This is a genomic window from Neorhizobium populisoli, from assembly GCF_019430945.1.
Classification (GTDB): domain Bacteria; phylum Pseudomonadota; class Alphaproteobacteria; order Rhizobiales; family Rhizobiaceae; genus Neorhizobium; species Neorhizobium populisoli.
Genome location: NZ_JAHYCB010000002.1, coordinates 648,518 through 666,699, shown reverse-complemented (window position 1 = coordinate 666,699; position 18,182 = coordinate 648,518). Strand labels below are relative to the sequence as shown.

Genomic DNA, 18,182 nt, shown 5'->3' with positions numbered 1-18,182 from the left:
AGCCCCAATCAAACGATGATATCTGCGGTCAGGCATGAATTGAATTGGGGCATCGCCATGGTCCGGCCTTATTTGCCGCTGAACGCGCTACGCGCCTTCGAGGCCGCTGCACGGCATCTTTCCTTCACCCGGGCGGCAATCGAGCTTTGTGTGACGCAGGCGGCCGTCAGCCACCAGGTGAAGTTGCTCGAACAGCGGCTCGGCGTGACGTTGTTCCGCCGCCTGCCGCGCGGGCTGATGATCACCGAGGAAGGGCTGGCGCTGCTTCCTTCGCTGCAGGAAAGCTTTGACCGCATGGCGGACATGCTGGAGCGGTTCGAGGGCGGTCATGTGCGGGAAGTCCTGAAGCTTGGCGCCGTCGGGACGCTGGCGGTCGGCTGGCTTCTGCCACGGCTGCATGATTTCCGGGAAAAATATCCGTTCGTGGACCTGCGGCTTTCCACCAACAACAACCGCGTCGATATCGCCGCGGAAGGGCTCGATTATACGATCAAGTTCGGTAATGGCGCCTGGCACGATATCGAGGCGGAAGCGCTGTTCGAGGCCCCGCTCTCTGTCCTCTGCATACCGTCGATCGCCGAGCAATTGAAGAGCCCAGAGGATGTGGCGCATCAGACGCTCCTACGCTCATACCGGGCCGACGAATGGCCGAGCTGGTTCGAGGAAGCCGGCCTTCCCTCGCCGCCTTTGCGCGGCATGGTGTTCGACAGTTCTGTCTTGATGGTGGAAGCGGCGATCCAGGGGGCAGGCGTGGCGCTGGCGCCGCCTTTGATGTTTTCGCGACAGATCGCGGCCGGCGCGCTGGAGCAACCGTTCGAAATCTATATCTCCAAGGGAAGCTATTGGCTGATCCGGCTAAAATCGCGGCCGACGACGCCCGCCATGGAGATGTTCCGCAACTGGCTGGTCGCCCAGGCGGAAGATACGCGAATGTCGGAAAACGCAACGCGGTTAAAGGTTTAATCGAATTGATCCGGCGGTTTTGACGGAGCCGCAAGAGGAAGCTGATAAAGGCACTGCTACTATTCGTATGAAATGGAGTTTTCAGTGCTTGATGGCATTTTAGGCGGAGGTTTCGGCACCTCTCCTTCCAACAATACCCCGCCGCCCTCCTCAACCCAGCCGTCCAGCCAGACGCCTCCGCCGAACAGCAGCCAGCCGACGTCTGCCGGGCAGACACAGCCCGCCTCCTCCGCACCCGTGGAAGATACTGGTCCCGAAGACACGGATGACGGTACTTATGCCGGTACCGTGCCGCCGCAATCCAATGACGGAGACGGTCGGGATACGACTGTTGCGCAGCCGGAAGACGAACCGGCTTCCTCGGGCAACGTTTCTTCGGGCACGCAATCGTCCGGCACAGGCTCGGGAAGCGATGAGCCCGTCAGCGAAACTTCGCCGACATCGCAGCCCGCACAGCCGCAGCCCGCGCAACCGCAACCCGTTCAGCCACAGCCGACCCAGTCCCAGCCTGTCGCTAACCAGTCCGAGCCAGGCCAGACCCAGCCGGTGGGATCACAGCCGTCTGCCTCACAGCCGGCCGCATCCCGGCCTTCGGCGAGCCAGCCCGCCTCCAGCAAACCGGCGACATCGCCCTCGGCGTCGAGCCCTGCGACGCCTGCCCCGCTTGAAGGCAGCGGCGTCGCGGATCACGTCGCGGCTTTCCTGGAGCAGATGCAGCAAATCCAGGATCGTTATGCCAGCGTCTCCCTAGAGGAGAAAGAAAAGACCCGCCAGCGCGCTTCGGTGCTGATGCAGAGCCTGCTGGCCAGCCAGATGATCGACCAGATGGCCGCCGTCCCACAGACCGCGTCCAGCAATTCGCTGCTTTCGACGGGCGATACCGAGAGCGATACGGATTCGCTTGCGGTGCAGTGGTACAAACAGGCCTGACGAAAGCCCGGCCCGCCGGGCCTTTTCACCCTTGCTATCCCGACCTCGTTATGCGATCACGCGCCCTCTCAAAAATTTCGAGGGCGCGAACTGCCGCCCTTTTTCGCGTTCGAAGCCGTTTGGCCGCCCGGTCATGGCTTCGGGTTCAATCATCTTCTGCGATTTAAGGAGCACGGCCATGGCACGGGCGCTCGGGCTTGACTTCGGCACGACCAATACAGTTCTCGCACTGGCGGATAGCGACGCCGCCACGCATTCCATGCATTTCACCAGCAGTGCGGGCGAGACCGACACGATGCGCACGGCGCTGTCCTTCATGAAGGATGCGCAGCTCGGCGCGCAGGCGCTGAAAGTGGAAGCTGGCCAGGCGGCGATCCGTCAGTTCATCGACAATCCCGGCGACAGCCGCTTCCTGCAGTCGATCAAGACGTTTGCGGCGAGCGCGCTCTTCCAGGGCACGCTGATCTTCGCTCGCCGGCATGCCTTCGAAGACCTGATGGAAATTTTTCTGAAGCGGTTGAAGGCCTATGCGGGCGACAGCTGGCCGACGGATGTCTCGCGGCTGGTGGCCGGCCGTCCGGTGCATTTCGCCGGCGCCAACCCGAACCCGGCGCTGGCCACCGAGCGCTATAACGAAGCGCTGACACGGCTTGGATTTCCGGAAATCCACTATGTCTACGAGCCGGTGGCGGCCGCCTATTACTTTGCCCAGACGCTGAAGAGCGACGCGAATGTTCTGGTCGCCGATTTCGGCGGCGGCACGACCGACTATTCGCTGATCCGTTTCGAGCGACATGCCGGCAAGCTGACGGCAAAACCGATCGGCCATTCCGGCGTCGGCATTGCCGGCGACCATTTCGACGCCCGGATGATCGAAAACCTCGTGGCGCCGGAAATCGGCAAGGGCACGTTCTTCAAGAGCTTCGACAAGATTCTGGAAGTACCGGCCGGCTATTACACCAATTTCTCGCGCTGGAACCAGCTGTCGATCTTCAAGTCCAGCCGGGAGTTTACCGACCTGAAATCGCTGGTGCGATCGGCGCTCGACCCGGACAAGCTGGAACTGTTCATCGAGCTTGTCGAGCATGACGAGGGTTACCCGCTTTATCAGGCAATCTCGGCGACAAAGATGGCGCTCTCAGGCTCTGAGGAAGCGGAATTCAACTTCGCCCCGCTCGGCAAGGCCGGCCGCAAGATGGTGAAGCGCACCGATTTCGAAAGCTGGATTACCGACGATCTCACCCGCATCGAAGGCGCGCTGAACGAGGTGCTGGAAAAGACCCACACGTCGCCGGAAGCGGTAGATAAAGTGTTTTTGACCGGCGGCACATCCTTTGTGCCGGCTGTGCGGCGGATTTTCACCGAACGGTTCGATGCGGACAAGATCGAGAGCGGCGGGGAGTTGTTGTCGATCGCGCACGGGTTGGCGCTGATTGGGGAAAGCGACAATGTGGAGCAGTGGGCGGCTTGATGTAGGCTTCCCTCTTCCCCCTTACAGGGAAGATGTCAGCGGAGCTGGCAGATGGGAGTGGTTCAACACATTCGACCATCGGGCTCGTGGCACCACCCCCCTCTGCCGCCCCTGGCGACATCTCCCCCACGAAGGGGGAGAAGGGAGTCTGCATCGCAGCCTTCCCCTTCACTGCCGACATGCTGTAAAAGCGAGTCCATGAACATCGCCCAAGACTTCGAAGCCCTGGAGCTGACCGCCCTTCTGCATTTCTATGCGGATTCGGGTGTCGAATGGCTTGTCGAGGACGAGCCGCTGGATCGGTTTGCGCAATTTGCAGCGCAGAAGGCTGCTCAGGCGGAGGCACGCGCGCCGGCAAGTGCGCGGCAGCAGCAATCTTCACCTCAATCGGACCCCACGTTCCGAACGGGGGACGCTTCTCCAGCACAGAATCGCGCCGCACCGTCCCAAGGACGCGCTGCACCCGCCGCCCGTCCGGCGCCGGCCGCGTCCTCCGCAAATGTCGCCGTACCCGATGGCGAGGCGGTATCCTCCGCTCGCTTTGCCGCCGAAAGCGCCCGTTCGCTCGCCGAACTCAAAACCGCACTCGAAGCGTTCAACAGCTGCAACCTCAAAAACGGCGCCCGTTCGACCGTGTTTGCCAGCGGCGATCCGGCCTCGGGCATCATGGTGATCGGCCCGATGCCGAATGCCGACGACGACCGCGACGGCATCCCCTTCTCCGGCCGGCAGGGGCAGCTTCTCGACCGGATGCTCGGTGCCATCGGCCTTGCGCGCGAAGCGGTGATGCTGACCAACGTTATCCCGTGGCGGCCGCCCGGCAATCGCATGCCGTCGGAGGCGGAGCTTTCGATCTGCCGGCCGTTCCTGGAGCGGCAGGTCGCGCTTGCCGAGCCGAAATTGCTGCTGTTGCTCGGCAACTTCCCTGCCCGTTTCTTCTTTGGCGATACGGGGACGATCCATACCCTGCGCGGGCAATGGCGGGATATTTCCTTCGGCGGCGCGGATCTGTCCGCCATCGCGACACTGCATCCACAGGAACTGCTCGCGGCACCGGCGAACAAGGCTCTTGCCTGGCAAGACCTACTGGCCTTCAAAAGCCGCTTTTAAGCCGATTTGCCTTAGTTTCAGGCACGAGTACGGTAAAATTTACACAAAGTTACGGAAATATGAAAATTGCTATGCGATTAACGCATGGCAGCGTCGCGTACTACCGCATTGCGGAATCAATGCTGCGCCGCAATATTAGCAGCGTGTCTTGGGAGGAATTCTCGGTTTAAGGAACCAAGGCAATGACGACCCGCTTTCGCCCGATCCATTCGGGTTTCGAAACCCTCCGCATCGCCGGCCTTGCGCCGCGCTCGACGCAGGGCTATCACCGTTTCGGTTCTGCCACGAACGAGCAGATGACGTCGCGCTCCATGGCGCATACGGCCGGCATTACGCGCCCGGCTGCCGTCTTCGCAGATTTCCGCGAACGCTGATCGACGAAGGGGAATAGCCATGACGGTTCTTCTGCATCCCATCCGCGCGATCCGCGAAAACCTTTTCCAGATCGGCGCTGCCGTGAATGCCTCGCGCGAATTCAGCTGCGCCGGTGCTGCAGGTATCCGCGCGGAAAAGGTCAATCCGGCAACGGCGGCAATCCCGCTCTAAGCTTCACATTTGAATCATTGCGCTTGTTACGCGCCGGGTGGAGACGCCCGGCGCGCTGCTTTGCGTTCCAGACCAAGCTGGTGCTCGCGGTAGATGATGAAAATGCCCGCGGATACCGTAATCGACGTACCAACCAGCATGGTGAAAGTCGGCACATCTCCGAAAAGTGTATAGGCGATCGCAATTCCAAGCAGGATGGACGTGTATTCGAATGGGGCAACCGTCGAGACGTCTGCATAACGATAGCTTTCCGTCACCAGGATCTGGCCGACCCCGCCGCAGATGCCGGCACAAATCAAAAAGAATGTTTCCGACGTCGTCAGTTCCTCCCAGCCGAAAGGCAGGCTCAGGAGCGAGAGAACTGCACCGCTCAGCGAGAAATAAAACACGATTGTCGGTGTTCTTTCGGTGCGCACCAGTTGTCGCGTCTGAATCAATGCGAAGCCTGCCATCATTGATGAAATGATGACTGAAAGGGCACCGATCGCCTGTGCCGATCCCATGCCGCCGTCATCGAACATGCTAAGTTTTGGCCACGAAATGATCACCACGCCGATCAAGCCGACAAAGACCGCAGTCCAGCGGTAGATGCGCACCGTTTCCCCAAGGAAGATTGCCGCCAGGATGACGGCGATCAGCGGCAGTGAATACCCGAGTGCGATCGCGTCCGGCATGGGGAGATGCACCAGACCGTAAAAGCCGAAAGCCATCGAGGTGATACCGAGTACGCCGCGTTTAAAATGGCCGAACGGACTTTGGGTATAGAAGGCGCCGCGGAGTTCACCTTGGACGGCAAGATAAAGCACGATCGGCACGATAGCGAAGGCGGAGCGGTAAAAGGTGATCTGTCCTGCTGGAATATCCGGCCCCGCCGATTTGATGCAGGTCTGCATCAAAACGAAAACCATCACCGAGGTTACCTTTAACAAGATACCCCGGAGGGGATTGAGGGCATCGGCGGCCATTACGAACTCATTGGAATCGTTGGCCGCACTACACAAAGCCAGTCGATACGAAGGGAGGAGATTCAGTTTGTCGTCAGAGTAACGGAAATGTGCCGACGCTTGCATGAAAACTGAAGATAGTTTGATCACTATCCATTACCAATTGACAAATTCCGCGAAACTACAAGAACAAATAGGAATTAATTTAGCCAAAGTTTCAACAATCGTTTAGCATTGCGTGCAATTATCGCCCGCGGTGACGGGGAAGCTTGCCTGCGACAGCAGAGCCGGCCGATTGCTCCGATGCTTTAAAAAAAGACGGTTTCAGGAAGCACCATGCGAACAGATACGGGCCAGATTGTCCATCTAGCAGACTACCGCCCCACCGATTTTGTCCTGGAACGCGTCGATCTGACTTTCGAGCTCGACCCAACCAATACCAAGGTGGAAGCGCGCCTGATCTTCCACCGGCGCGAGGGCGTCGATCTTTCCGCACCGCTGGTGCTCGATGGCGACGAGCTGACGCTCTCCGGCCTGTTGTTCGACCAGAACGAGGTGCCGGCCGGCCAGTATGACGTCTCGCCGGAAAAGCTGACGATCCGCGACCTGCCGGCGGAAACGCCGTTCGAGATCACCGTCACCACCTATATCAACCCGGAAGCCAATACCCAATTGATGGGCCTTTACCGCACCAACGGGGTCTATTGCACCCAGTGCGAGGCGGAAGGTTTCCGTCGCATCACCTATTTCCCCGACCGTCCGGATGTGCTGGCGCCCTACACGATCACCATTATCGGTGACAAGGCTGCCAACCCGGTCATGCTGTCGAACGGCAATTTTTTGGGCGGCGCCGGTTATGACGAAGGCCGCGCCTTCGCAGCCTGGTTCGACCCGCATCCGAAGCCTGCCTATCTCTTCGCGCTGGTCGCCGGCGATCTCGGCGTCGTCGAAGATACGTTCGAGACGATGTCCGGCAACGAAGTGGCGCTGAAAATCTATGTCGAGCATGGCAAGGAAGCCCGCGCCGCTTACGCCATGGATGCGCTGAAGCGCTCGATGAAGTGGGACGAGGAGCGGTTCGGCCGCGAATACGACCTGAACATCTTCCAGATCGTCGCCGTTTCCGATTTCAACATGGGGGCCATGGAAAACAAGGGCCTCAATATCTTCAACGACAAATACGTTCTGGCCGATCCAGAAACCGCGACCGACCAGGATTATGCGAATATCGAGGCGATCATCGCCCACGAATATTTCCACAACTGGACCGGCAACCGCATCACCTGCCGCGACTGGTTCCAGCTGTGCCTCAAGGAAGGCCTGACGGTCTATCGCGACCATGAGTTTTCGGCCGACCAGCGCTCCCGCCCCGTGAAGCGCATTGCCGAAGTGCGCCACCTGAAGTCGGAACAGTTCCCGGAAGATGCCGGCCCGTTGGCGCATCCGGTCCGCCCGACCAAATATCGCGAGATCAACAACTTCTATACGACGACGGTCTACGAAAAGGGATCGGAAGTCACCCGCATGATCGCCACGCTGCTCGGGCGCGACGACTTCAAGGCGGGCATGGATCTCTATTTCGAGCGCCATGACGGCCAGGCCGCGACGGTCGAGGATTTCGTCAAGTGCTTCGAGGATGCAAGCGGCCGCGACCTAACGCAGTTCTCGCTCTGGTACCATCAGGCGGGCACGCCGCTGGTGACAGTTTCCAGCAATTACGACCAGACGAGCGGCACGTTCACGCTGTCGCTGGAGCAGATGATCCCGGCAACGCCCGGCCAGTCGGCCAAGGAGCCGATGCATATCCCGCTCTCGTTTGCGCTGATCTCAGACAATGGTTCGCTTGTCGCGCCTGCCAAGGTGACCGGCGGCGAGGTGACCGGCGACGTGCTGCATCTGACCGAACGCCGCCAGACCTTCGCCTTTGCAGGCATCTCGTCGCGTCCGGTCCTGTCGCTCAACCGTTCTTTCTCGGCGCCGATCAACCTGCATCTCGACCAGACGCCGGCCGATCTCGCCCATATCGCCCGCCACGACACGGATCTCTTCGCCCGCTGGCAGGCTCTGACAGACCTCGCTCTGCCGAACCTGATGCAGGCGGCGCGCGATGCGCGTGACGGCCGCGAAATCACCTGCGATCCGGCGCTGATCGCCGCCCTGCTTGAAGCAGCCGGCGACGACACGCTCGAGCCCGCTTTCCGCGCCCAGGCGCTGACGCTGCCGAGCGAGGCCGACATTGCCCGTGAACTCGGCGCCAATAACGATCCGGACGCGATCCATGCCGGCCGGCATGCAATCCTCGCTGCGATCGCCAAGGAAGGCAACAAGACCTTCCAGCGCCTGTTCGACGAGATGAAGACCGACGGCGCCTATTCGCCGGATGCGGCAAGTGCCGGCAAGCGGTCGCTGCGCAACAGCGCGCTTGCCTATCTGACCTATGCGGAAGACACGCCTGCCCGTGCCGCCGAAGCCTTCAAGTCCGCCGACAACATGACGGACATGGCCCAGGCGCTGACGCTGCTTGCCCACCGCTTCCCGGATTCGTCCGAAGCGGCCGAGGCGCTCGACACCTTCCAGAAGCGTTTCGACGGCAACCCTCTCGTCATCGACAAGTGGTTCTCGATCCAGGCGACCATTCCCGGCGCCGGTGCGCTTGCCCGCGTCAAGGCGCTGATGGAGAACGCACGCTTCGTCGCCTCCAACCCGAACCGCGTCCGCTCGCTGATCGGCACGTTCGCTTTCGCCAACCCGACCGGCTTCAACCGCGCCGATGGCGATGGTTACAACTTCCTTGCCGATCAGATCCTGGCGATCGACCCGAGGAACCCGCAGCTTGCGGCCCGCATCCTCACCTCGATGCGCTCCTGGCGATCGCTCGAAGCGGCGCGTGCCGATTATGCGCGCGCGGCCTTGACGACGATCGAACGGGCAACAGCGCTTTCGACGGATGTGCGGGATATCGTCGAGCGGATGCTCAAGGGGTGATTTAAGCCCACAGACAGATCAAGCCCGCCGGGACCTGACTGGGTCGGCGGGCTTTTGGTTGCACTCAAGGAACGAACACTCTTGGCCGCATCCGGCTCTAAAGAGGCTTCTTGCATTCAAGCGATTTAGGCGCCTTCCCGCTCCGAATATGCATGAACCGATGCCAGAGCAGGCTGGCCTGCCATCATGAAGAACTCCAGTTCGGTCTGGTTCGGGAGCACGAGCTTGACTGCCGTCTCCGACGCATTCGATACCGCTACCTCGGTGTAGGTTATCGATGCGCTATCGAGAAGGGTCTTCGCAGCGCCTAGCGCCAAACCAGGTTCGAAGCCATCGAACTGTACATAGCGCCGGGGCGCATATTTCATCTTACCTTGCTTGGGTTCAGGAATCCCGCTCGGCGCCGTCCACATACGCACTCCAACACGACGCACCTCTACCTGATCGCCTTGAACCCAAAGTGCGACCTGAATGTTGCCGTGATAGTCGAGGAGGCCATCAAAAGCCGCAGTATCCCCACTGAAGTCCCAAAAACTTGGCGGCCCAAGAAGACGCCCAACATGAAAAAAGGGAATATCCGGGCGAACGATCTGAGACGGCGATTTCTGAAGCAACTTCAGCATAGAGAACGGCCGCGTAGCATATCTGTTGCGCACAGAACCGTAATTCCCACCGTTCATCACGTCCTAAAAAACCGCCTCACCACCGACCGGCAATAGTCCGGCGTCACTTCCCGGTCGCCGAACAGGATGTGATACACCACCGGCGCCATGATGAAGTCGATCGCCTCGCTGACATCGAAGGCCTGTTCACCACGCTGCAGCGCCCGTTCACGCATCGTCTCCAGATGCTGATAGGTGAACTGGCAGCACTGGCCTGCCGCATCGCCCTCCCAGGTGCCAAGAACGTCCGACAGCATCTGCCGGCCGACCCGGGACGACATTTCCTCCACGTATTGGAGGACGAAGGCCTCCAGATCGGATCGCATCGCGCCGGTATCCTCCGGATCGGCAACGGGGCGCAGGCGCGCAACCGCGACATCTGCCAGAAGATCGGAAAGATCGCCCCAGCGGCGATAGATCGTTGAGGGCGTAACCCCCGCCCTCTCGGCCACCATCGGCACCGTGATGGCGCCGCGGTCCATCTCTTTCAGCAGTTCGTTGACCGTACGATGCACCTCCGCCTGGATGCGAGCGCTGCGGCCTCCCTGCCTGACCATTTCTCTGGCCATTTCTTTTTCTCTCTTTTCAAAACTCGGGCCGGCTCAGTTCAAAAACTTTGGCCGGTGCATCAAAAACTCTTAATGCAAAGATATTGCATTAGCGGCGAATTGCAACTATGTACGCCTAACGCTAAGAAATTGCGTTAAGGGAACCTCCCATGACAAACCTTCTCCCAGCCTCCCCATCCAACTCCCGGATGACCACCTACAGCTTTCTCTTTTCCGTGCTGATCGGCGCCGGAACAAGTGCAGTGACGCCGCTTTATCATGTCTACCAGGAGCTGTTTCACCTCTCGCCGGCAATGATCACCTTCATCTTCGGCTCCTACGCCTTCGCCCTGCTTGCGACGCTTCTGACGCTCGGCGGGCTTTCAGACTATGTGGGTCGCAAGCCGCTGATCCTCCTCGCGCTTCTCTTCAACGTGGCGGCGCTGACAATCTTCATCTTCGCGGATTCGGGCCCGATGCTGCTTGCCGGCCGTATTGTTCAGGGTTTTGCCACAGGCGTCGCCTTCCCGACACTCGGCGCAACCATCCTCGATGGCGACAAGGCACGTGGCTCGATATTGAATTCCATTTCGCCGTTCCTCGGCCTGATGATCGGCACGCTCGCAGCCGGTGCTCTCGTCGCATTCGCACCCGAACCGACGCGACTGGTCTATGCGCTGCTTCTACTGGTGACCATTGCCGGTATCGTTATGCTGCCGTTCATGCCCGAGACGACGTCAGGCCGACCCGGGGCGCTGAAGGCCATGAAGCCGAATGTCAGCATACCCCGCCGGGCGCTCGGACCGCTGCTCAAGGTGACACCTCTCAATGTCGCCAGCTGGGCGCTCGGCGGCTTCTACCTCTCGCTGATGCCGACACTGGTCGCCGTTGCGACAGGCATCACCTCGCCCTTCGTCGGTGCGACCGTGGTCTCGACCATGATGCTTACTGCAACAGCATCGGTTTTCATCTTTAAAGCGCTGCCGCCGCGGCGCGTACTGTTCATCGCCACCAACAGCCTGATGATCGGCGTCGTCATCACGCTTTTCGGCGTGCAGCAGGAAAATGGCGGCCTGCTTTTCGCGGGCACGGCGATTGCCGGCCTGGGTTTCGGGTCAACCTTTGCGAATGTCCTGAAGATCGTTCTGCCGCTGGCTGAGGGTCATGAACGCGCCGGCCTGTTCTCGGCCTTCCTGGTGGAAAGTTATCTCGCCTTTTCCGTTCCGGCGATCGTCGCCGGCCTTGCCGCCCCGGTGCTTGGCCTGTCCAATACGGCCTATCTTTATGGTGCCGTCATCATCGCACTTGCGCTGATCTCGATTGCCGCAACCCGCAACAATCTCGTCGAAAGCCCGGCCGCCTCCTGAGGCGGCCGATCAGCCGTGTCTTCGGAATCACGCCGATTCGCAAAAGAATCAAAACGTTAAAAAAATCTTAGCAACCCTCTGGACACGAAGAATCACTAATGATTCATTAGCTCAGGTTCAGGCGAGCAGCGCCCGAATCACCACGAGGGACTACATGAAAACCATGTCGGGCGTGCAGCGGGCAACCGCGGCCGAGGGGCGGTTGCGTCTTAAATTTCCGAGCTTTACAAGTTTGGGGCGTGTCATCCCGGAAGAAGCTCGACTTTCCGTCAAGCCGATCGTCCGGCAGATGCCGCGGATCGAGGCGGCACTCAAGCGATCCATCCCCATTTTGATTCTGGCATTTCTGCTGGTCGTGGCCGCGTCGCGTGTCGTCGGCATCATGGCCGAGCACGGCCGCATGGAGGACGCCGCACGGCAATCCACCGCGCTGATGGCCGCAACCGCCAGTGCCGCCTTTTCGGACGATGCGACGGCTTTTGCCGCCCATGACCGCGCCGCCGCCGAGCGCCGTCTTGCCGCGCGGCTGCCGGAAGGTCTTCTCGCCTCAGACGCATTCATTCTGCTGGTCGACGAAACCGGACGCATTTTTGGCGGGTCCAGGTCGGCCTCGGGCTATGTCGGCCAGCGCCTGACCTCCATCCTTCCAGAGACGGCTACGCTTCGCCGATTCAGCGAAGAAAGCAGCGTTATTGAAACCTATTTCGGCGGCACCCCGCATTATGCGACGATCGACCCGGTCGGCACCGAAGGCGCGCTGATCGTCTCCGCCCGTTCGCTGGAAACCATCAACCAGTTCTGGCGCCGCGAAGTATCGCTCAACGTGACGCTCTTCACCGGCATTTCGGCCATCCTGCTGGTCATTCTCTACGCCTATTACATGCAGGTGAACCGCGCCCGCGACGCCGACGAGACCTTCGTCGAATCGAACCTGCGCATTGAGACGGCCCTTTCGCGCGGCCGCTGCGGTCTCTGGGATTTCGACGTCACCAATCGCCGGCTCTTCTGGTCCGGCTCGATGTACGAGATGCTCGGCCTGCCGCCTGCCGGCAACGTCATTTCCTTCTCCGACGCCGCCCGGATGATGCATCCGACCGATGCGAATATCTATGCGCTTGCCCGCGCCATCAGCCGCGGCAATGCCAAGCAGGTCGATCAGGTGTTCCGCATGCGCCATGCCGCCGGCCACTATGTCTGGATGCGCGCCCGCGCCCAGGTGGTGAAGACCTCGGCCGGTCGAACGCATGTCATCGGCATCGCCATGGACGTCACCGAGCAGCACCGTCTGGCGCAGCGTTATGCGGAAGCCGACCAGCGGCTTGCCGACGCGATCGAATGCACGTCCGAAGCCTTCGTTCTCTGGGACAAGAACGACCGTCTGGTGATGTGCAACACCCACTTCCAGCAGGCATACGGCCTGCCGGACAGCGTACTGGTGCCAGGCACCGAGCGGCATGCGGTGAATGCGGCCGCAGCCCGCCCGGTGATCGAGCGTCGCGTCGCCGATCCGGACGGCAGCGGGCTGTCCCGCACGACGGAAGTGCAGCTTGCCGACGAGCGCTGGCTGCAGATCAACGAACGCCGCACACGTGACGGCGGCATGGTCTCGGTCGGCACCGACATCACCCTTCTGAAGCGCCACCAGGAGCGGCTGCGCGATTCGGAACGCCGCCTTATGGCGACGATCGGCGACCTGTCCTCCTCGCAGAAGAAGCTGGAGCGGCAGAAATCCGAACTTTCGATCGCCAATGCGAATTACCAGGCGGAAAAGGAACGTGCCGAGGCTGCCAATCAGGCGAAGTCGGAATTCCTTGCCAACATGTCCCACGAGCTGCGGACGCCGCTGAACGCCATTCTCGGCTTCTCGGAAATCCTGCAGAACCAGATGTTCGGCCCGCTCGGCTCATCTAAATATTCGGAATATTCCAAGGATATCCACGACAGCGGCAAACATCTCCTCAACGTCATCAACGACATTCTCGACATGTCGAAAATCGAGGCCGGCCATATGCGCATCCAGTGCGAAGCGGTCGACCTGAAGCCGCTGATCGAGGAAAGCCTGCGCCTGACTTCGATTGCCGCCGAAGAGAAGAATATCGATATCCATCAGCGGCTCTGCGACGGCCTGAATATGGTGGGCGATCGCCGGGCGCTGAAACAGGTCATGCTCAACCTTCTCTCCAACGCCGTGAAATTTACCAACGAGGGCGGCAGCATCGAGTTGCGGACCCGCCGGCTGGACAAGGGCGTGGTGCTGACCATCGCCGATACCGGCATCGGCATCCCGAAGGAATCTCTCTCCAAGATCGGCCAGCCGTTCGAACAGGTTCAAAGCCAGTATGCCAAGAGCAAGGGCGGTTCAGGTCTCGGTCTTGCCATCTCCCGCTCACTGATCGGCCTGCATGGCGGCAATATGCGCATCAAGTCGCGTGTCGGTCAGGGCACGGTGGTTTCGCTGCATATTCCGGACATGGCGGCTCCGGTAGCGAGGAAAAAGGTGGCTTGAGAGTGTTGCCGATCTATCCGGATTTGTCGTTAAGCGTAACAATCATCTCCAGATGATTTAAGGTAACGTGGTTATACAGGTCTCCGTATGCAGGACATGTCATGCCGTTGCCTTCGAGCCGAAACTTCCAGATCTGGTTTTATCACGTCACCCATGGACGTCTGCTGATCCGAAGCCCGAACACAGGCATTCATGGGGAGACCACCAATATCGATCTGACATTTCACGCCGTGGTGTACTTGGCGGTTCCGCGGCTTCTAAATAGCCTATCTTTTGTCGAGCCATTTGATAGCGAATTGAGGCAAATCACCAAAGCGCTCGCGCGGGCGTTGGAAGACCACGAAAAAATCTGGGTGCTGAAAACGAAGGAAAGCAGGGCCCTCATAGTCGCCTCCCATCTAAAACTCGAAGAACATACCGGCGAGTGCATGTTAAACCCTTTCGAGAACGAATAGCGATTGAACCGAGCTTTCAACGCGGTTTTCACGTCTCGGCTGTTTGTTTGAACGCTTCCCGCACCGCCTTCGACAACCGCTTCACCTCCCCCTCCAATGTCCGGATATCCGGGCAATTCCCCGCCCGGCAGACGCGCTCCAGCAATCCCGCCGGGGCGTCCTTCGGATCGAACGGACCGTCGACGCAGAGGCGGATGATCTGGGAGAGTTCTGTGAACAGCCGGAGCGCCTCCAGGCAGGTGTCGAGATCGCCCGGCTTCATCAGCTTTTCGCCGAGCGTCTTCAGCGCTTCCGCCGTACCGAACCCATAGGTATCCGGCGGCAGGCCTTTGGCCGGCGCGATCAGACGAAGATATTGAGCGATGAACTCGATATCGATCAGGCCGCCGGGGATGAGCTTGAAATCCCAGATGTCGCGCGGCGGCTTTTCCTGTTCGATCAGCGCGCGCATTTCGACGACATCGGCGGTGATCTTTTTGACGTCCAACTTCGAGGACAGGACCTCGCAAATCACGTCCTTCGCCTCGTCAACGAGGCTTTCATCGCCAGAAATCAGCCGGGCACGCGTCAGCGCCATGTGTTCCCAGGTCCAGGCCTCTTCGCGCTGGTATTTGGCGAACGAGTTGATCCGCGTGGCAACCGGCCCCTTGTTGCCGGAGGGGCGCAGGCGCAAATCCACTTCGAAGATCACCCCCTCGGCCATCGGCGCCGAAAGCGCTGCGATCAGCCGCTGGGTGATGCGGGTGAAATACCGCATGGAGTCGAGCGGCTTTGGGCCTTCGCTTTCCAGCGCCTCACTGTCGTAGTCGTAGAGCAGGATGAGATCGACGTCGGAACCGGCCGTCAGCTCGAAACTTCCGAGTTTGCCCATGCCCATGACCGCCACGCGACCGCCGGGGTAATTGCCGTGGGCCGAGCGGACTTCATCGAGCACCGCCTTCAAGGCGGCCTCGATCAGCAAGTCCGCGAGATGGGTGAAGGCGCGAGCCGCCTCGACACCGGGGATGGCGCCGGTGAGCAGGCGGATGCCGATGAGGAACCGCTGTTCGGCGGCGAAGATGCGCAGCCGGTCGAGCTTTTCCTCGTAATGGCGGGCACCGTTGAGGAATGACGTCAGGCGATAGGAGAGATAGTCGCGCGTCGGCACTTCCGACATCAGGCCGGGGTCCAGCATGCCGTCGAAGACATGCGGCTTGGAGGCGATGATATCCGCCAGCCGCGGCGCGGACGACATGATGGTGACGATCAGCGCCAGGAGCGGCGGATTGTTGCCGATCAGCGAGAAAAGCTGGATGCCGGCGGGCAGGCCTTTGAGGAAACTGTCGAAGCGAAGCAGCGCCTCGTCTGCCCGCCGGCTTTCGCCGAAAGCCTTCAGAAGGGCCGGCATCAATTCGGTCAGCCGTTCGCGTGCCTCGACCGATTGCGTGGCGCGGTAGCGGCCGTAATGCCAGGTGCGGATGACGCGGGAAATATCGGCCGGGCGCTCGAAGCCGAGAGCGGCAAGCGTCTTCAGCGTTTCGGGGTCGTCCTGCTGGCCGGTGAAGACGAGATTGCCTTCGCCGCCGGAAAGGCCGGTCTCCTGCTCGAACAAGCGGCCATAACGCTTTTCGACCGTCCGCAGGACCTCTTCCAACTTGGCGGAAAAACTTGCCGTGTCGACAAAACCCAGCATGAAGGCGATGCGCTTCAGCTCGGCATCCGTATCCGGCAGGTTATGCGTCTGCTCGTCGCGCACCATCTGGATACGATGTTCGACATCGCGCAGGAACCAGTAGCAGCCTGTCAGTTCCGCGGCGATCTCCGGCTTGATCCACTTCGCTTCGGCCAGCGCCGCCAGCGTCATTTCGGTTTCGCGGGTGCGCAAGGGTGGCATGCGGCCGCCGGCGATCAGCTGCTGCGTCTGGGCGAAGAACTCGATCTCGCGGATACCGCCGCGGCCGAGTTTAACGTCATGGCCCTTCACCTTGATGGCGCCATGCCCTTTGTGCGCATGGATCTGCCGCTTGATCGAATGGATATCGGCAATCGCTGCGTAATCGAGATATTTGCGGAAGACGAAGGGGGTGAGCAGCTTCATGAAGTTTTCGCCGGCCGCAATATCGCCACCGACCGGACGTGCCTTGATATAGGCGGCGCGCTCCCAGTTCTGCCCCCTGCCCTCGTAATAGATCAGTGCCGCATCGAGCGACACGGCAAGCGGCGTCGAGCCGGGATCGGGACGCAGGCGAAGATCGGTGCGGAAGACATAACCATCCGCCGTACGTTCCTGCAGGATGCGGATCAGCCGACGCATCATCCGCCCGTAGATTTCCGAGGCATCGAGCGGATCCGCCAGGATGCCCGCATCCGGATCGAAGAAAACGACGATGTCGATATCCGAGGAATAGTTGAGCTCGCGGCCGCCAAGCTTGCCCATGCCGAGCACGATGAGGCCGGATGCCTTGCTGGGTTCGGCTGCGTCGACGAGCTTCAGCTTGCCGCTCTCGTGACCAGCAAGCAGCAAATGGTCGATCGTCGCGGCGACGCAGGCGTCCGCCATGACACTCAGCCAGCGAGTGGTTTCCTTGGCGGTGAACAGGCGGGCAAGATCGGCCAGCGCGACGATAAAGCTCAGACCGCGCTTGGCGGCCCGAAGCGCAGTCATCACCTCGTTCTCGGACGGCGTGCGGCCGTCTCTGGGCTGCCAAGCGTGGCGAGCGGTTTCTGTGAGCTTCTCAAGAGTGGACTCGAGCGGCTCGGAAATTGCAATGGTCAGCAACGAGGGGAAAGTTGCGGCGGTGTCGCGCAAATAGGGGGAGAGAGTGAAGGCGGCGGTGATGAAATCCCGAAGCGGCGTCGCGCCAGCCAGCAGTTCGGCGACTGCGGGCTCCGACTTGGCGATATCTTTCAACGTGCTGGCCGCAGCCTTGGTTTCGGTCTGGTTCAACGGGCGAATAACGTCCGTTGCGACCGTATCGAGCCGGTTTTTGATTTCCGACATCTGTCCTCCCGATTCTTTCTATCGCTCCTCGCCGCCGATCCGGGCGACTTCTTCGAGCATCATGATTTTCACGGGTTCGAGACTTATGGCGGCCTGCCACACCAGATGCGCATCGATGCCGAAGTAATCATGGCTGGCGAAGTTGCGAAATACCGCCATCTCCCGCCAAGGCAAATGCGGATGCCTTGCTTTGAGCTCGTCGGGCGGTTTCTTGCAGGTTTCTCCTATCATCGCGAGGCGATAGGTCAAAGCGTCATAGGCTTCTTCATTGGCCATGAGGTCATCGAACGTTCGGCCCTCGACCGACCGCTCGGCGCGAGACAACAGCAGCGCCAGATCGTCAAGCGTATCGCGCAGGTCCGCCATCAGAAGATCCGAACCATCTCGCTTTCAACACGGGCGCGGACGCGCGGGCGCAGGCCATGTCGCGATACAAGATCGACCTTTGTGCCGAGACCGTCCGAAAGCTCCAGCATCGTCCCAGCCAGATCAAAAAGACTGAAGGTTCCTTCTGGATCGTATTCAAACAGGAGATCGAGATCGGAGGTGTCCCCTGCCGCATCCCTGGCGGTCGATCCGAACAAATAAAGGGCGCTGATGCCCCGCTTGCGCAAGCGTTGCTCGAAAGGCTTCAATCTGGCGAGCGCAACGTCCCTTTTCATACCTTCATCCTGGAACAGGTTCGCCAGACGCGCAAGACCTTGACCCGACACGC

At 60.4% G+C, this 18,182-nt stretch carries 16 protein-coding genes; 10 read left to right on the top strand and 6 right to left on the bottom strand.

The annotated features are described in order from the left end of the window. Window positions 1-57: 57 nt before the first annotated feature. The 6 genes from KX729_RS07585 to KX729_RS07560 all read left to right on the top strand — a co-directional run bounded on the left by KX729_RS07585 (window position 58) and on the right by KX729_RS07560 (window position 5,020). Window positions 58-963, top strand: coding sequence for a LysR family transcriptional regulator (locus KX729_RS07585; RefSeq protein ID WP_219741796.1), 906 nt, complete (start codon window positions 58-60; stop codon window positions 961-963). An 84-nt stretch (window positions 964-1,047) separates the two neighbouring features. Then, a complete protein-coding gene (locus tag KX729_RS07580; RefSeq protein WP_219741795.1) occupies window positions 1,048-1,893 on the top strand; it encodes a hypothetical protein in 846 nt (281 codons plus the stop codon). Between the two features lie 178 nt (window positions 1,894-2,071). Beyond that, entirely contained in the window at window positions 2,072-3,364 is a 1,293-nt protein-coding gene (locus KX729_RS07575; protein ID WP_219741794.1) for an Hsp70 family protein, read from the top strand. 198 nt (window positions 3,365-3,562) lie between these two features. After that, window positions 3,563-4,474, top strand: a complete 912-nt coding sequence (locus tag KX729_RS07570) for a uracil-DNA glycosylase (RefSeq protein ID WP_219741793.1) — start codon at window positions 3,563-3,565, stop codon at window positions 4,472-4,474. Window positions 4,475-4,656: 182 nt separating this feature from the next. Next, the gene (locus KX729_RS07565; protein WP_219741792.1) at window positions 4,657-4,848 is read left to right on the top strand and encodes a hypothetical protein; all 192 of its coding nucleotides are present in this window, start codon (window positions 4,657-4,659) and stop codon (window positions 4,846-4,848) included. 19 nt (window positions 4,849-4,867) lie between these two features. Next, on the top strand, window positions 4,868-5,020 hold the full coding sequence (locus KX729_RS07560) for a hypothetical protein (protein WP_219741791.1): 153 nt from the start codon (window positions 4,868-4,870) through the stop codon (window positions 5,018-5,020). A 26-nt stretch (window positions 5,021-5,046) separates the two neighbouring features. Here the strand turns inward: KX729_RS07560 and KX729_RS07555 are convergent, their stop codons facing one another. Beyond that, the gene (locus tag KX729_RS07555) at window positions 5,047-5,985 is read right to left on the bottom strand and encodes a DMT family transporter (protein ID WP_219741884.1); all 939 of its coding nucleotides are present in this window, start codon (window positions 5,983-5,985) and stop codon (window positions 5,047-5,049) included. A gap of 315 nt (window positions 5,986-6,300) precedes the next feature. On the opposite strand from KX729_RS07555, the gene pepN reads away from it, so the two are divergent. After that, the gene (gene pepN, locus KX729_RS07550) at window positions 6,301-8,949 is read left to right on the top strand and encodes an aminopeptidase N (protein WP_219741790.1); all 2,649 of its coding nucleotides are present in this window, start codon (window positions 6,301-6,303) and stop codon (window positions 8,947-8,949) included. Window positions 8,950-9,074: 125 nt separating this feature from the next. On the opposite strand, the gene KX729_RS07545 is transcribed toward pepN, so the two are convergent. Together KX729_RS07545 and KX729_RS07540 are read right to left on the bottom strand one after the other, a co-directional pair. Further along, window positions 9,075-9,572 carry a hypothetical protein gene (locus KX729_RS07545; RefSeq protein WP_219741789.1) on the bottom strand — a complete coding sequence of 166 codons (498 nt, stop codon included), beginning with the start codon at window positions 9,570-9,572 and terminating at the stop codon, window positions 9,075-9,077. Window positions 9,573-9,628: 56 nt separating this feature from the next. Continuing rightward, on the bottom strand, window positions 9,629-10,180 hold the full coding sequence (locus tag KX729_RS07540) for a TetR/AcrR family transcriptional regulator (RefSeq protein ID WP_219741788.1): 552 nt from the start codon (window positions 10,178-10,180) through the stop codon (window positions 9,629-9,631). Between the two features lie 149 nt (window positions 10,181-10,329). On the opposite strand from KX729_RS07540, the gene KX729_RS07535 reads away from it, so the two are divergent. From KX729_RS07535 to KX729_RS07525, 3 genes are all read left to right on the top strand, one after another. Beyond that, window positions 10,330-11,526, top strand: a complete 1,197-nt coding sequence (locus tag KX729_RS07535; RefSeq protein ID WP_219741787.1) for an MFS transporter — start codon at window positions 10,330-10,332, stop codon at window positions 11,524-11,526. A gap of 163 nt (window positions 11,527-11,689) precedes the next feature. Continuing rightward, window positions 11,690-14,032 carry a PAS domain-containing sensor histidine kinase gene (locus KX729_RS07530; protein ID WP_219741883.1) on the top strand — a complete coding sequence of 781 codons (2,343 nt, stop codon included), beginning with the start codon at window positions 11,690-11,692 and terminating at the stop codon, window positions 14,030-14,032. A gap of 101 nt (window positions 14,033-14,133) precedes the next feature. Further along, the gene (locus KX729_RS07525) at window positions 14,134-14,487 is read left to right on the top strand and encodes a hypothetical protein (RefSeq protein WP_219741786.1); all 354 of its coding nucleotides are present in this window, start codon (window positions 14,134-14,136) and stop codon (window positions 14,485-14,487) included. 28 nt (window positions 14,488-14,515) lie between these two features. Here KX729_RS07525 and KX729_RS07520 read toward each other — a convergent pair whose 3' ends face one another. The 3 genes from KX729_RS07520 to KX729_RS07510 are packed head-to-tail and all read right to left on the bottom strand — an operon-like array spanning window position 14,516 to window position 18,180. Further along, entirely contained in the window at window positions 14,516-17,467 is a 2,952-nt protein-coding gene (locus KX729_RS07520; protein ID WP_219741785.1) for a bifunctional [glutamine synthetase] adenylyltransferase/[glutamine synthetase]-adenylyl-L-tyrosine phosphorylase, read from the bottom strand. A gap of 18 nt (window positions 17,468-17,485) precedes the next feature. Next, window positions 17,486-17,833: a HepT-like ribonuclease domain-containing protein gene (locus KX729_RS07515; protein WP_219741784.1), complete on the bottom strand. Its 348-nt coding sequence runs from the start codon at window positions 17,831-17,833 to the stop codon at window positions 17,486-17,488. After that, the gene (locus KX729_RS07510) at window positions 17,833-18,180 is read right to left on the bottom strand and encodes a nucleotidyltransferase family protein (RefSeq protein ID WP_219741783.1); all 348 of its coding nucleotides are present in this window, start codon (window positions 18,178-18,180) and stop codon (window positions 17,833-17,835) included. Before KX729_RS07510 ends, KX729_RS07515 begins: the two co-directional genes overlap by 1 nt. Window positions 18,181-18,182: the final 2 nt, after the last annotated feature.

Excerpts from the sequence above, each read along its gene's own strand:
- KX729_RS07585 (WP_219741796.1), top strand. The coding sequence starts at position 58 with ATGGTCCGGCCTTATTTGCCGCTGAACGCGCTACGCGCCTTCGAGGCC.
- KX729_RS07575 (WP_219741794.1), top strand. The coding sequence starts at position 2,072 with ATGGCACGGGCGCTCGGGCTTGACTTCGGCACGACCAATACAGTTCTC.
- KX729_RS07570 (WP_219741793.1), top strand. The coding sequence starts at position 3,563 with ATGAACATCGCCCAAGACTTCGAAGCCCTGGAGCTGACCGCCCTTCTG.
- KX729_RS07565 (WP_219741792.1), top strand. The coding sequence starts at position 4,657 with ATGACGACCCGCTTTCGCCCGATCCATTCGGGTTTCGAAACCCTCCGC.
- KX729_RS07560 (WP_219741791.1), top strand. The coding sequence starts at position 4,868 with ATGACGGTTCTTCTGCATCCCATCCGCGCGATCCGCGAAAACCTTTTC.
- KX729_RS07555 (WP_219741884.1), bottom strand. The coding sequence starts at position 5,985 with ATGGCCGCCGATGCCCTCAATCCCCTCCGGGGTATCTTGTTAAAGGTA.
- pepN (WP_219741790.1), top strand. The coding sequence starts at position 6,301 with ATGCGAACAGATACGGGCCAGATTGTCCATCTAGCAGACTACCGCCCC.
- KX729_RS07545 (WP_219741789.1), bottom strand. The coding sequence starts at position 9,572 with ATGCTGAAGTTGCTTCAGAAATCGCCGTCTCAGATCGTTCGCCCGGAT.
- KX729_RS07540 (WP_219741788.1), bottom strand. The coding sequence starts at position 10,180 with ATGGCCAGAGAAATGGTCAGGCAGGGAGGCCGCAGCGCTCGCATCCAG.
- KX729_RS07535 (WP_219741787.1), top strand. The coding sequence starts at position 10,330 with ATGACAAACCTTCTCCCAGCCTCCCCATCCAACTCCCGGATGACCACC.
- KX729_RS07530 (WP_219741883.1), top strand. The coding sequence starts at position 11,690 with ATGTCGGGCGTGCAGCGGGCAACCGCGGCCGAGGGGCGGTTGCGTCTT.
- KX729_RS07525 (WP_219741786.1), top strand. The coding sequence starts at position 14,134 with ATGCCGTTGCCTTCGAGCCGAAACTTCCAGATCTGGTTTTATCACGTC.
- KX729_RS07520 (WP_219741785.1), bottom strand. The coding sequence starts at position 17,467 with ATGTCGGAAATCAAAAACCGGCTCGATACGGTCGCAACGGACGTTATT.
- KX729_RS07515 (WP_219741784.1), bottom strand. The coding sequence starts at position 17,833 with ATGGCGGACCTGCGCGATACGCTTGACGATCTGGCGCTGCTGTTGTCT.